The organism is Janthinobacterium sp. HH102 (assembly GCF_001758625.2).
Lineage (GTDB): Bacteria > Pseudomonadota > Gammaproteobacteria > Burkholderiales > Burkholderiaceae_D > Janthinobacterium.
This window is the reverse complement of the sequence record NZ_CP062062.1, coordinates 1,219,303-1,232,495: the sequence shown is the minus strand read 5'-3', so window position 1 is coordinate 1,232,495 and position 13,193 is coordinate 1,219,303. Positions and strand designations below refer to the sequence as shown.

Annotated in this window: 14 protein-coding genes; 4 read left to right on the top strand and 10 right to left on the bottom strand. The window is 62.5% G+C overall.

Annotated features, from left to right (window positions below; all coding sequences use genetic code 11):
• Positions 1–88: 88 nt before the first annotated feature.
• From JAB4_RS05585 to JAB4_RS05550, 8 genes are all read right to left on the bottom strand, one after another.
• Positions 89–289 (bottom strand): hypothetical protein, encoded by a 201-nt coding sequence (locus JAB4_RS05585; RefSeq protein WP_070222616.1) that lies wholly within the window; start codon positions 287–289, stop codon positions 89–91.
• 84 nt (positions 290–373) lie between these two features.
• Positions 374–565 carry a hypothetical protein gene (locus JAB4_RS05580; RefSeq protein ID WP_070222618.1) on the bottom strand — a complete coding sequence of 64 codons (192 nt, stop codon included), beginning with the start codon at positions 563–565 and terminating at the stop codon, positions 374–376.
• 31 nt (positions 566–596) lie between these two features.
• A complete protein-coding gene (locus tag JAB4_RS05575) occupies positions 597–962 on the bottom strand; it encodes a glutaredoxin family protein (protein ID WP_227742099.1) in 366 nt (121 codons plus the stop codon).
• 90 nt (positions 963–1,052) lie between these two features.
• Positions 1,053–1,238 carry a hypothetical protein gene (locus JAB4_RS05570; protein WP_070222622.1) on the bottom strand — a complete coding sequence of 62 codons (186 nt, stop codon included), beginning with the start codon at positions 1,236–1,238 and terminating at the stop codon, positions 1,053–1,055.
• Positions 1,239–1,507: 269 nt separating this feature from the next.
• Positions 1,508–3,601, bottom strand: a complete 2,094-nt coding sequence (locus tag JAB4_RS05565; RefSeq protein WP_070222624.1) for an FUSC family protein — start codon at positions 3,599–3,601, stop codon at positions 1,508–1,510.
• Positions 3,602–3,766: 165 nt separating this feature from the next.
• Positions 3,767–5,635, bottom strand: coding sequence for a 1-deoxy-D-xylulose-5-phosphate synthase (dxs, locus tag JAB4_RS05560; protein WP_070222626.1), 1,869 nt, complete (start codon positions 5,633–5,635; stop codon positions 3,767–3,769).
• Complete coding sequence (locus tag JAB4_RS05555; protein ID WP_227742098.1) at positions 5,636–6,547, bottom strand: polyprenyl synthetase family protein; 912 nt, start codon at positions 6,545–6,547, stop codon at positions 5,636–5,638.
• Entirely contained in the window at positions 6,544–6,795 is a 252-nt protein-coding gene (locus tag JAB4_RS05550; RefSeq protein WP_046683420.1) for an exodeoxyribonuclease VII small subunit, read from the bottom strand. The genes JAB4_RS05555 and JAB4_RS05550 overlap by 4 nt, the downstream gene beginning before the upstream one ends.
• A gap of 405 nt (positions 6,796–7,200) precedes the next feature.
• On the opposite strand from JAB4_RS05550, the gene JAB4_RS05545 reads away from it, so the two are divergent.
• From JAB4_RS05545 to JAB4_RS05535, 3 genes are read left to right on the top strand one after another with little or no spacing between them, the layout of a single operon-like run.
• Positions 7,201–8,301 (top strand): aromatic ring-hydroxylating dioxygenase subunit alpha, encoded by a 1,101-nt coding sequence (locus JAB4_RS05545; protein ID WP_070222628.1) that lies wholly within the window; start codon positions 7,201–7,203, stop codon positions 8,299–8,301.
• Positions 8,302–8,356: 55 nt separating this feature from the next.
• On the top strand, positions 8,357–9,280 hold the full coding sequence (locus JAB4_RS05540) for a DMT family transporter (RefSeq protein WP_070222630.1): 924 nt from the start codon (positions 8,357–8,359) through the stop codon (positions 9,278–9,280).
• 13 nt (positions 9,281–9,293) lie between these two features.
• The gene (locus JAB4_RS05535; RefSeq protein ID WP_070222632.1) at positions 9,294–10,145 is read left to right on the top strand and encodes a sulfurtransferase; all 852 of its coding nucleotides are present in this window, start codon (positions 9,294–9,296) and stop codon (positions 10,143–10,145) included.
• A gap of 45 nt (positions 10,146–10,190) precedes the next feature.
• Here JAB4_RS05535 and JAB4_RS05530 read toward each other — a convergent pair whose 3' ends face one another.
• Together JAB4_RS05530 and JAB4_RS05525 are read right to left on the bottom strand one after the other, a co-directional pair.
• The gene (locus JAB4_RS05530; RefSeq protein ID WP_070222634.1) at positions 10,191–11,933 is read right to left on the bottom strand and encodes an ABC-F family ATP-binding cassette domain-containing protein; all 1,743 of its coding nucleotides are present in this window, start codon (positions 11,931–11,933) and stop codon (positions 10,191–10,193) included.
• A gap of 276 nt (positions 11,934–12,209) precedes the next feature.
• On the bottom strand, positions 12,210–12,968 hold the full coding sequence (locus tag JAB4_RS05525) for a ZIP family metal transporter (protein WP_070222636.1): 759 nt from the start codon (positions 12,966–12,968) through the stop codon (positions 12,210–12,212).
• Here JAB4_RS05525 and JAB4_RS05520 point away from each other — a divergent pair.
• Positions 12,856–13,137 carry a hypothetical protein gene (locus JAB4_RS05520; protein ID WP_175444771.1) on the top strand — a complete coding sequence of 94 codons (282 nt, stop codon included), beginning with the start codon at positions 12,856–12,858 and terminating at the stop codon, positions 13,135–13,137. The two genes, JAB4_RS05525 and JAB4_RS05520, sit on opposite strands and share 113 nt — an antisense overlap.
• Positions 13,138–13,193: the final 56 nt, after the last annotated feature.

Here is a 13,193-nt window from a genome sequence, read left to right as displayed (position 1 = left end):
TCCTTTGTGGAAATGAGGGACGGCAGGATGGATGAAGTGACGCAGCCGGCCTGCCCAGCGTACTGACTGGTTAGCCGGCAATCATGATCTATGGCAAGATCGGATCGCAGCTTTTCATGCACATCCGGTGAATCTTGGTGCACGCGCCTGGCGCCGTCGGATGGTCGGTCATGCACTGCACCAGATCGTCGTCACACTGCGCATAGCATTCCGGCTCGCCGCCGCCGGCGATCGCATACGATGCGCTGACGCCCATGGCAAACAAAAAGAAACCCAGTTTTTTGAACATAAGCACTCCTGTTGAATTGTGAGACGATGAGCAACATCCATGGCGCGCCGTCCCTTACGCGTCATCCATAAGTGCCTCCGCGCGTCAGTTATGCGGCGGGCGCAGGCATTCTTTCTGGCAAGCCTGATAATTTTCCATGCAGGCCGGCTGGCCGAATTCCACGCAATCGAGCAAGTTGCGCTCGCAGACAAAGGTGCAGTCAGGGCCGCCAGCCTGGACACTGAAAGACAGGGCGGTGCCGGCGGCAAACAGGAAAGCGGCAATCTTTTTGAACATGGTCAGCCTTTCAAGTTAACAAGTGGGAACGTCAGATTTTCTTCAGCGCCGCTTCCAGCGCGCCCGCATTAAAACCCTGGATCTTGCGGTTGCCGATCAGCACAACAGGCACGCCGCCGCCGCCGAGCGCTTCGTGGGCTTTTTTCGCGTCCGGGGATTTCTCGATATCGAGATCGACGAATTCGATCTTGTTTTCCTTGAAGTACGCGCGCGTCTTGGCGCAGTAGCCGCACCAGTCCGTGCCGTACAAGACCACTTTCGCCTGGGCGTTAGGGAAATACGCCGCGTAATTGCCCTCGGTGTAATTCGACTTGAACAAGCCCGGCAACAAGGACAGGCCATAACCGCTGCCCAGGCCGGCAGCGAGGATCAGGCCATACATGACGATGGTTTTCATTTTTTTCTGCATCATAGGTATCAGAGACGTAGATGATCGAGGGCGGCCGGCGCAGCATGCGCTTGCCCGCCGCCTGGCAATGCACGGAGATCAGGAGCCGATGTCGCAGACCCTCAGGCAGGCCTTGTAACTGCCGATGCAAAATGGGGATCTGTCGCCATTTTGCATCGTGCATTCCCGCAGCTCCTCCTCGCAGGTAGAGCAGCCGATATCGGAAGCCATGGCATAGGAAGCGCTCAATCCCAGGGTGAAAATAAATGCTGCAATCTTTTTCATTTACTACTCTCCATGTAAGCGATTGCCTCAGGCAATCGCGGCAGACCAGTCGTAAGAAATGTCATCTTTGCTTGCTACGAAAACGAATATAGACCGCACTTATTTTAGAGTCAACGTTTCATTTCGATAAATTTCCAGTTTGGAAAATATACGGGCAAAGCGCATGGAATGTGGAATTTGGAGAGATTGGGAGGCGTCAAACGTCTATACAATATTGGCGCCGCAAGCAGGAGAGGCCGGTTGCGGGCGCAGCCGGCCGGCGGCTATATTCAGGCCGGCACAGGCAGGCTCACGGGCTGCGCATGCACGTGTTCGCGCAATAATCCCCGCAGCAGCTGCACCTGGGCCACCGCGTCGGCTTGCAGGGCCGTCAAGCCCTCGGCAACGCAGGGACCAGGCGCGCCGGCATCGGCGTCACCGCGCAGCAGCGCATCGATTTCCCCGCTGACCTCGGCGATCCAGCGTTGCAATTCGGGCGGCGCAGGCTCGGCCTGCGGGCTCAGACTGATGCGCGCCGTGCTGCCCGCCACGCGGCGCAGCAGCGGCAAGGTGCGCAGCGCCGCCAGGCCCACGCCGCTGCTGCGGTCGAGGCGGCGCTCGATGCGCAGGCGCTGCAAGACCTGTTCCGCGTTATTGCTGGCCAACCCCGCCTCGCGGCGCAGGCGTGCGATGGCGCTATCCCATTTGCCACCGGCCGCCAGCACGGCCAGCAGGTATTTCAGGTTGGCCGACACGGCTTTCGCCAGGCGCTGGTCCAGGTCGTCCGCCTCGCGGTCCGGCCACAGGAAGAACGTGGCCAGCAGGGCCAGCACGCAGCCGAGCACGTTGTTGCCCAGGCGGCTCATCGCATATACCATCTCGCTGGCCGGCGCCGCATAGTCGGCCACCAGCACGAAGGCGGGCGTCATGAACAGCACGTGCAGGCTGTAGCTGACGCGGCGCAAGGCCATGGTGGCGACAATCAGGGGAAACACCACCAGCGAGATGCCCAGCGGCGTGTAGATGAAGAGGCCGATCAGCACGGCCAGCACGGCGCCCAGCACGCTGCCCGCCACGCGTTCGATGCCGCGCGGCCAGGTGGTCGATACGGACGGCTGCAATATCAATAAGGTGGCCATGGTGGCCCAGTAGCCGAACGGAATATGCAGCGCATCGACCAGCAGGAAGCCGGCCGTCGTCGCCAGCGACACGCGCGCCGCGTGGCGCCAGCTCAGCGACTGCGGCGTGGCGTTGACTTTCGCCGTTTGCCACGCCTGCCCCAGCGCCAGGAAGGCCGCCTCGCGCCACGGAAGCTGCGTCGCGCGCGGCAAGCCCAGCTCCATGAATTCCACGTTCAGGCGCAAGGGCAGCAAGGCGCCCAGCGCCGCTTCCAGGCGCCGTCCGCAACCGGCCAGGCGGCGCTGCAATTCCAGGGGTGGCGTTTCCGGCTGGCGCTGCACGGCTTGCCCCAGGCGGCGCAGCAGCACGGCCATCACTTCCAGACTGCGCCGCGCGCGCGGGTCCTGGCGCAGCCGGTGCTGCTCGCGCTCGCACGTATGCGTGACGGCGATCAGATAGGCGAAGATGCGCTCGGCGTCGCTGAGCGCCAGCAGCAGATTGTCGTACAGGGCGCTGCGGCCCGCGCGCGCGGGCGGCACGGCGGCCAGCGCCACCCGCGCCGCTTCCAGCGCGGCGCGCGCCTGCGAACGGTAGCTGGCGCCATGCGCGGCCGCGTCCGGCAATGCGGGGCCCTGTTCCAGGAAGCGCGCATTGTCGCGCGCGATGCCGGCCAGGCGCGAATACGCGGCGCGGATGGCGCGCCGGCTCGGGCCGAACGGGTGGATGCGCCAGACCGTAAAACTGAGCACGGTGGCGAACAGGCAGCCGAACATGTACAGCCCCAGGAAAGGCGCCGTCTGCGTCATCGATTGCAATGGATGCGTGACCATCACCACGCAGGCCGTGGCCGCCAGGATGGCCACCTGCGCCGTGGCCGCGCCCCAGATGCGCGCCAGCGCGCCGGCCCAGGAAAACAGCAGCACGGCGATGGCCGCCGTCACCACGCCATGGCCGGCCGCCAGCGCCGTCAGGCCGCCGGCCACGGTCGACAGCAGGCCGAAACCCACCATCGACACGAAACGCATGCGCCGCGTGCCGGCCGCGTCGGCCAGGCAGGTCCAGAAGGCGCCGATGGCGGCCCAGGAAAAATCGGGATGGTCGAACAGCAGGCCCAGCAGCAGCATGGCGCTCGAGGCGCAGGCGGCCCGCAAGCCTTCGGACAGATTCGTTTCGTCGATGGCCAGGCTGACCATCCACAGGGGACGGCGCTGCGCCAGCTTGTCGGTATAGGCGTGCATGCCCGTCAGCCAGCGGCTTGCCAGCATGCGGGAACGGCGGTGGAGTTTCCTGAAATGCAAGATCGGCTTTGAAAGGGGTATCAAAGCGTCATCGTAGCATTCCCGGACGAAAAATGTTGCAGTGCAGCGTAAAAACCCCGCAGGCGCAAAAAAAGCGGCACCGCAGTGCCGCTTTTCATTCTGTAAGCCAACTTAGCTGACGACAGCCAGGCGCGGCTGGGAGCCGCCAAAACGCTGCTCGATCGACGCGGCGATGCCGGTGGCGTCCAGGCCCACGCTTTTCAGCAGTTGCACGGGGTCGCCATGGTCGATGAAAGTGTCGGGCAAGCCCAGCATCAAAATCGGCTTGACGATGCCTTCCGCCGCCAGCGCTTCGGCCACGGCCGAACCGGCGCCGCCCATGATGCAGCCCTCTTCCACCGTCACCAGGTAATCATGCTCGGCAGCAAGCTGCTTCACCAGTGCCACGTCGAGCGGCTTGACGAAGCGCATGTTGGCCACCGTCGCGTCGAGCTTGTCACCGGCCACCACGCTCGGCGCCACCATCGAACCGAAGGCCAGGATGGCGATGCGCTTGCCGTGACGCTTGATCTCGCCCTTGCCGATCTCGATGCTGGTCAGTTCCGGCACGATGGCCACGCCGGCACCGGCGCCGCGCGGATAGCGGATAGCGGCGGGGCCCGGATAGTGGTAGCCCGTCGTCAGCATCTGGCGGCATTCGTTTTCATCGGACGCAGCCATGACGACCATGTTCGGGATGCAGCGCAGGAACGCCATGTCGTAATTGCCCGCGTGCGTGGCGCCATCGGCGCCCACCAGGCCGGCGCGGTCCAGCGCGAACGTCACGTCCAGGTTTTGCAGGGCCACGTCGTGGATCAGCTGGTCGTAGGCGCGCTGCAAAAAGGTCGAGTAAATGGCCACGACGGGTTTCAAGCCTTCGCAGGCCAGGCCGGCGCCAAACGTCACGGAATGCTGCTCGGCAATACCGACGTCGAAGTAGCGGGTCGGGAATTGCTGTTCGAACTTGACCATGCCCGAGCCTTCGCGCATGGCCGGCGTGATGCCCACCAGGCGCTTGTCGTGGGCGGCCATGTCGCACAGCCAGTTGCCGAACACTTCCGTGTACGTCATCTTGCCCGGTGCCGTGGCCGGCTTGATGCCTTCCAAGGGATTGAACTTCGGCGTGCCGTGGTACAGGATCGGTTCCGCTTCGGCCAGCTTGTAGCCCTGCCCCTTCTTGGTCACCACGTGCAGGAATTGCGGGCCCTTCAATTGCTTGATGTTTTGCAAGGTCGGGATCAGCGAATCGAGGTCGTGGCCGTCGATGGGGCCGATGTAATTGAAACCGAATTCCTCGAACATGGTGGCGGGCACGACCATGCCTTTGGCGTGCTCTTCAAAGCGCTTCGCCAGTTCCAGCACGGGGGCGGGCAGGACGGACTTGCCGACATTTTTCGCCGCAGCATAGAACTGGCCCGACATCAATCGCGCCAGGTGGCGGTTCAGCGCGCCCACAGGCGGCGAGATCGACATGTCGTTGTCGTTCAGGATCACCAGCAGGTTGACGTCTTCCTGCACGCCCGCATTGTTCATCGCCTCGAAGGCCATGCCGGCCGTCATCGAGCCGTCGCCGATCACGGCGATCGCATGCAGCGGGTCGCCCTTGATCTTGGCGGCCTGGGCCATGCCCAGCGCGGCCGAGATCGACGTCGACGAATGGGCCGTGCCGAAGGTGTCGTATTCGCTCTCGTCGCGCTTCGGGAAGCCGGAAATGCCGTCTTTCTGGCGCAAGGTATGCATGCGCTCGCGGCGGCCCGTCAGGATCTTGTGCGAATAGGTTTGGTGGCCCACGTCCCAGACGATGCGGTCGTGCGGCGTGTTGAAGACGTAATGCAGCGCGACGGTCAGCTCGACCGTGCCCAGGTTGGACGACAAGTGGCCGCCCGTCTTGGAAACGGAATCGAGCAGGAAGCTGCGCAATTCCTGCGCCAGCGGCACCAGTTGCGAGCGGGCCAGCTTGCGCACTTGCGCTGGTTCATTGATGGTTTCTAACAGTTTCATTTATGCCTTCCGCTGCACGACCAGGTCCGCCAGCTCGCGCAAACGGCGTGCCTTGTCCCCGAATGGCGCCAGCGCCGCATGGGCGTCGCACCGCAATTGTTCTGCCAGGGCCCGCGATGGTTCCAGCCCCAGTATCGATACGTAGGTAGGCTTGTTGGCGGCAGCATCCTTGCCCGCCGTCTTGCCCAGGGTGGCCGAATCGGCCGTCGCGTCGAGCACGTCGTCGACCACCTGGAACGCCAGCCCGACGGCGCGCGCATACGCGTTCAACGCCGTCATCTCGTCCGCCGTCAAATCCTTGCCCGCCAGCGCGCCGAGGATCACGGCTGCGCGCAGCAAGGCACCCGTTTTCAGTTGATGCATCTGTTCCAGCTGCGGCAAGGTCAAGGCCAGGCCGACGCTATCGAGGTCGATCGCCTGGCCGCCGCACATGCCTGCGGAACCGGACGCGTGCGCCAGCAGCCGGATCATCGCCATCTGCCGCGCGGGAGGAATCGCCGCGCCGTCGGCCAGCAGCATGAACGCCTGCGATTGCAGCGCGTCGCCGACCAGCAGGGCGGTCGCTTCATCATAGGCGATGTGCACGGTGGGCTTGCCACGGCGCAAGGCATCGTCATCCATGCACGGCATGTCGTCATGCACGAGCGAATACACATGAATCATTTCCAGCGCGCAAGCTGCGCGCGCGAGCGTGTCTTGATCCGCATCAAACAGTTCGCCGGCCGCCATCACCAGCAGCGGGCGCACGCGCTTGCCGCCGCCCAGCAGCGCATAGCGCATGGCAGCGTGCAGCTTGTGCGGCACGACGTCTGCCGCCGGCAGGAATTGGTCGAGCCGGCCTTCCACGCCGGACTGGGTCGCTTGCATCCAGTCGCCGAAGGTCACGCCGTCTTGTTGCACATTGGCCATCATTGGGCGGCCTCGCCGGCATCCACGAACGGTTTCAACATGTCGCCTTCCAATACTTTCACCTGCGCTTCGACACTGTCGAGCTGGGTAGCGCAATACTTGACCAGTTCCGAGCCGCGCTGGTACGCCGCGACTGATGCTTCCAGCGGCAACTGGCCCGCTTCCATTTGCGTTACCAGCTGCGCCAGTTCCGCCATCGCCTCTTCAAACGAGGCCGGCGCTGCGGCAGCGGCAGTTAATTTCTTCGACATAGACTCAGATCTCTTCGTGGCACGAGGGGCTTGTAGGGAGACGCCGGGGACTCCCGGCCAGCATAGAAGCGTTATTTTAGAACAAACCACACTATTAAGTGAAAACTTAAGCGCAATCGGCGCGCTCAAAGTCAATAGCGTTGCCAGCTTGTCAGTGGATTTTAGCCGAATCACCCCTTGCTACCGGAAATTGCACGCCAAATGACAATGTTTCTCATTAAAAGCTTATTTACCGGGCGGGTTTGATAATGCCGAGGCCGATACGCGCTATAATCGCCGGTTCTGTCCGAAATACCGTTTCAACAAATTTGAATTCAGGTCTTTGCGGATTCTTTCTCTCTGTAGCGGTTGCCCAGGGAATGGCCTGGGGCACTGCTGACCGTTGTACATTTATGGGGGGTTGGGATGTCCGATCTGGCTACTCACGCCAAGCTGGCGCGTTCAAACGCGCAACTTCCGGTCCACGTCTATTTTGACGAAACGCTGTTGCAGCGTGAAATGCAGCAATTGTTCCAAGCCGGCCCGCGCTATGTCGGGCACGAGCTGATGGTGCCGGAAACCGGCGATTTTGCGACCCTGGCGTCTGAGAACGAAGGGCGCATGCTCGTGCGCAACGCCAATGGCATCGAAGTGCTGTCCAACGTGTGCCGCCACCGGCAGGCGCTGATGTTCAATGGCCGCGGCAACGCAAATAACATCGTTTGCCCGCTGCACCGCTGGACCTACGACCTCAAGGGTGAATTGATCGGCGCGCCGCACTTCCCCGAGACGCCGTGCCTGAACCTGTCGAAAACGCCGCTGCAAAGCTGGAATGGCTTGCTGTTCGAGCAAAATGGCTACAACGTGATGGAAAAATTGAAAGATTTGTCCGTCTCGAAAGACCTCGATTTTTCCGGCTACATGTTCGACCACGTGGAAATCCACGAGTGCGACTACAACTGGAAGACCTTCATCGAAGTCTACCTCGAGGATTATCACGTCGAACCGTTCCACCCGGGCCTGGGCAGCTTCGTCAGCTGCGACGACCTGCGCTGGGAATTCGGCAAGGATTACAGCGTGCAGACGGTGGGCGTGCACCGCGGCCTGCAGCAGGCCGGCTCGCCTGCCTACAAGAAATGGCAGGAGCAGGTGCTGCAATTCCGCGGCGGCGAAGCGCCGCCGTATGGCGCCATCTGGCTGACCCTGTATCCGAACATCATGGTCGAATGGTATCCGCACGTGCTGGTCGTCTCGACCCTGTGGCCCGACGGCCCGCAAAAAACGCGCAACGTGGTAGAGTTCTATTACCCCGAAGAAATCGTACTGTTCGAGCGCGACTTCGTCGAAGCGGAACGGGCTGCCTACATGGAAACCTGTGTCGAGGACGATGAAATCGCCCAGCGCATGGATGCGGGCCGCAAGGTCCTGATTGCGCGCGGCGTGAACGAAGTGGGCCCTTACCAATCGCCCATGGAAGACGGCATGCAGCACTTCCACGAGTGGTACCGCAGCAATATCGAACTGTAGTTCCTCAAGGGGCCGCATTGCGCGGCCTTTTTCATTTTCATCGTCAGGATTACTCATGCAGTCACTTTGGATGCTGTTTGCCAGCTTTATGTTCGCCATCATGGGCGTGTGCGTGAAACTGGCGTCGGATCTGTATTCGACGTCCGAAATCGTCATGTACCGCGGCATCATCGGCATGATCGTCATGAGCTGCACGATTCTGTACCAGGGCGGCAGCTTTAAAACCACGATGCCGGGCCAGCATCTGTGGCGCGGCGTGGTGGGCGTGATCGCCCTGTGGCTGTGGTTTTATGCCATCGCCATCCTGCCGCTGGCCACGGCCATGACCCTCAATTACATGGCGCCCATCTGGATCGCCGTGATTTTACTCGCCGGCGGCTGGTGGAAAGGCATGCAACAGGTCGAGTGGCCGCTGGTGGCAGCGATTGCCATGAGCTTTGTCGGCGTGACCCTGCTGCTGCAACCTGTGTTCGAGACGGACCAGCTGGCCGGCGCCATCACGGCCTTGATTTCCGGCATGCTGTCGGCCCTCGCCTACTTGCAGGTGCGCAAACTGGGCTTGCTGGGCGAGCCCGAATACCGGGTCGTGTTTTATTTCTCCGTCGTCAATTTCCTGGCCGGCGTGATCGGCCACGTGGCCAGCGCCGGCGGCGGCCCCGTCGTCTGGCACATGCACACGAGCGCCTACGGCATCGGCTTGCTGGCCGCCATCGGCTTGTGCGCCACCATGGCGCAAATGGCCATGACGCGCTCCTATCGCTTGGGCAAGACCCTCGTGGTTGCCAATTTACAGTACACAGGCATCGTCTTTTCCAGCTTCTGGGGCGTGGTGATCTTCGGCGACCTGTTCGACTGGCATGGCTGGGCCGGCATCGCCATCATTCTCGTCTCGGGCATCGCGGCCACCTATTACAATACCCGCAACACGGCCCGTGGCGCCGCCATCGCGCGCACGGATCCCATCGCCAGCGAAGTGTAAAGGAGCGTTGCTGATGTACACCACCTTGATCCAGGCCAGCGAACTGGCCGACCACCTGAATGACAGCCACTGGGTCATCCTTGATTGCCGCCACGACTTGCTCAACCCGGCAGCGGGCAGCGACGCGTTTGCCGCCGGGCATATCCAGAACGCGCAGTTCGCCGACATCGACACGGCCTTGTCCGGCCCCAAGACGGCCCGTGGCCCCCAATTTACGGGACGGCATCCCTTGCCCGACCGCAACGCCCTGCTGGCCACCCTGCGCGGCTGGGGTATCAATGACGACACGCAAGTGGTGGCGTACGATGGCCAGGGCGGCATGTTCGCCGCCCGTTTGTGGTGGCTGCTGCGCTGGCTCGGCCACCCGAATGTGGCCGTGCTCGACGGCGGCCTGGCCGCCTGGCAGGCACAAGGCTTGCCGCTGGTCACGCCCGTGGCACCGCGCCCTGTCGGCAAGCTGACGGAAAAGGCCAGCCTGACGCGCACGGTCAGCGTGCAGGACGTCGTTGCCAACCTGGAAACCCAGGCCTTGACGGTCATTGACGCGCGCGCCCCCGACCGCTACCGGGGCGAAAACGAAACCATCGACCCCGTGGGCGGCCACATCCCGGGCGCGAAAAACCGTTTCTTCAAGGATAACCTGCAGGCAGACGGCCGCTTCAAATCCGCTAAAGAACTGGAGCAGGAATTCGCGGGCCTAATCAGCACGGCTGAATCTACTATCCTGCAGTGCGGCTCCGGCGTGACGGCATGCCACAACCTGCTGGCCCTGGAAGTGGCCGGTTTACCTGGCGCGGCCCTGTATCCGGGCTCGTGGAGCGAATGGTGCGCCGATCCGGCGCGGCCTGTGGCGACGGGTAATTAAAAAATGGCGGACCAGATGGTCCGCCATTTTTTTACCCGTGGATAACTATGAACTTATCCCCAGCGATTGATTCAACTGCGCCAGTTCCGCCTGCCACGCCTGCTGGCTGGCCGGCTTCTGGTGGCGCGGTTTTCTCGCCAGGTCTTCCGCCAGCAATTGCTCCAGTTCGCACAAGCGTTCCAGTTGAACATCAACGTCGGTTTGCGCTGGCGCAAGCGCAGCCGTTTCCACGCGCGGCACCGGCAACGGCGCCTGTCCATCCTCGGCACTCAACCGTGCATACGCGCTGCCGGCGTCCAGCCACTCTTCCAGCCGGCCATCGGCCACCACCCAAAAGCGGTTGCAGGCCGTTTCGATCAGGTCGCGGTCGTGCGACACCAGCAGGCAGCCGCCTGCAAAGCCGCGCAAGGCTTGCCCCAGCTCCGCCTTGCCCTGCATGTCCAGGTGGTTGCTGGGTTCATCGAGCAACAATAAATGATAGCTGGCCAAGGACAGCCCCAGGAACAGCAGCCGCGCCCGCTCGCCGCCGCTCAGGGTCGCCACCGTCTGGCCATGGCGCGCATACGGGAAACCGGCCGAGATCAACGCTTGCTTGCGCGCCACCTGGCTGCGCGCCGCCTCGTTCTGCACGGCAAACGGGTACAGGGCGTCGGACAAATCGGCCGTATCGGCCAGTTGCCTGAGCGACTGGTCGTAGTAACCGATGCTGGCGGCGTGGTGGTAGCGCAAGTCGCTGCGCTCCTCCTGCGCCTGGATCGCTTGCCAGCACAGGCGCAGCAGGGACGACTTGCCGCTGCCGTTGGCACCCAGCAAGGCGACCCGGTCGCCCGGTTTCAGCCACAGCTGGCCGACGTGGAACAGCAGCGGGGAAGCGGGCACGGCGCGCACGTCCAGGGCATCGAGCGCCAGCAACTGGTCGGCCGCCAGCGGCTTGCCGCGCAAACTCAAACGCCACGGTGCGCCATCGCTGACGAACGATTGCGCATCCTTCAATTTGTCGATGCGCCGCTGCATGGTCTTGGCCTTGCGCGCCAGGTCTTCATTGTCGTAGGTGCGGCCCCACAGGGCCAGGCGGGCGCTGCTGGCGGACAGGCGGTCGATTTCCTTCTGTTCGGCCGCATGGCGGGCGGCAGCGGCACGATCGGCTTCGGCCAGGGCCGCCAGCGCGGGACCGCACGGCAAGTCGAAATCGTAGAGGCGGCTATCGCGCAAGATCCAGCTGCGCGTGGCCACGTTGTCGAGCAGGCGCTGGTCGTGCGAGACGAGGATGAAGGCGCCGCGCCAGCGCAGCAGGAATTGCTCCAGCCACAGCAGCGACGGCAAGTCCAGATGATTGCTCGGCTCGTCGAGCAGCAGCACGTTCGGCTCCTGCAGCAGGGCGCGTCCCAGCAGCAGCCGCGTGTGCTGGCCGCCGGACAGGGAATGCACGGGCACTTGCGCCGTATCAAGGTCGAAACCCAGTTCGGCAAGCAGGCTGTCGACACGCCAATGCAACTCGGGCTGCTCCAGCACGGGCGCCAGCAAGGCGTCGTACAGGCTCAGGCTGGCAAGTTCGGCCGGCAAATGCTGCTCCACGTGCTGCAGGCGGCAGGCCCGAGCATAGTGGATGGTGCCGGCAGTGGCTTCCCGCGTGCCGCTGAGCAAGCCCAGCAAGGTGGATTTGCCGCAGCCATTGTGGCCGATCAGGCCGATGCGGTCGCCCTGGCGCAGGGTAAAGGCGAGTTCGTTGAAGAGGAAACCGTCGTGGGTATCCAGTTGTAAAGCTTGGGTAGAAATCAGGGTAGTCATGGCTCTTGTCTTTGTTCGGGATGCAAGCATCCGCGTTAACAGGAGCGCTAACGACAACGGAGTACCAGGAAAGGACTCGTAGAGGAGGGTAACTTTGCTCTGGCCAGGTTATCGCAGCGCGATAGAACGTGGGCAAGAGCTGGCAAATGCGCTAAAAGAGCGTGCGCGCCACAAGGCGAGCAACAAGTTTTCTTCCATGATATTTTCCTCCTTTCTGTGCAAGTTAGTCAGAAAGGCAATATAGCATAAGTGGTACTGCGGCACCGAATCAGTGCATCAACCGCCGTGGCGCTTATGCGTCAGGAACAGCACGATACATACGCCCAGCGCGATCAGCAGCACTTGCGGGATGGTTTCGCGCAAGGTGGCGCGGCGCTGCATCTGCGGCATCAGGTCGGACAAGGCGATATAGATGAAGCCGGACGAGGCGAACACGAGCACGTACGGGATCAGATTGCTGGCGCGGTCCAGGGTGAAATAGCCGAGCAGGCCGCCGGCCACCGCCATCAGGCTGCACAGCAGATTGAAGACATAGGCGCGCAGGCGCGAGAAGCCGGCGTTGAGCAGTACAATAAAATCGCCGATTTCCTGCGGGATTTCATGCGCGATGATGGCCAGGCCCGTGACCAGGCCCAGCTTCGGGTCGGCCAGGAAGGCGGCCGCGATCAGGATGCCGTCCGTAAAGTTGTGCATGCCGTCGCCGACCAGGATCATCCAGCCGGCCTTGCCCGCCTCGTGCTTGTCGTGGCCGTGCGCATGGTGGTGGCCGTCGCCTTCGTGGTGGTGCGAATGGCGCAGGATGGCGAATTTTTCCAGCATGAAAAAGGCCAGCAAGCCCGCCAGCAAGGTGGCGAACAGGCTGCGCGGGTCCGCCTGCGATTCGAACGCTTCGGGCAAGGCATGCAGCAAGGACGTCGACAACATGATGCCGACGGACAAGCTGACCATGCGCTCGACCACTTTGGACAGGAATGCAAACGAAAAGATCGCCGCCGCAGTAATGCTGAAGACGCCCGCGATCGTGGTCGCGAGCAAAATGGATATAAGGACGGGATCGATGATTTTCTTACCTCAAAATGGCGCCGGCCTACGGGCGCCCGCAATGCTGGCGTCTGGCTTGATCTGTATGATGTTGCTTATTATTCAATCTTGTGCGCGCTTGGCGGCAGCGTGGCGCATTGAAGATGCAATTGTACTGCATTGACGCGAACCGGGCATTTTACAGCCCGGTGCGCCTTTCGCGGCAACTTCTGGAAAAAA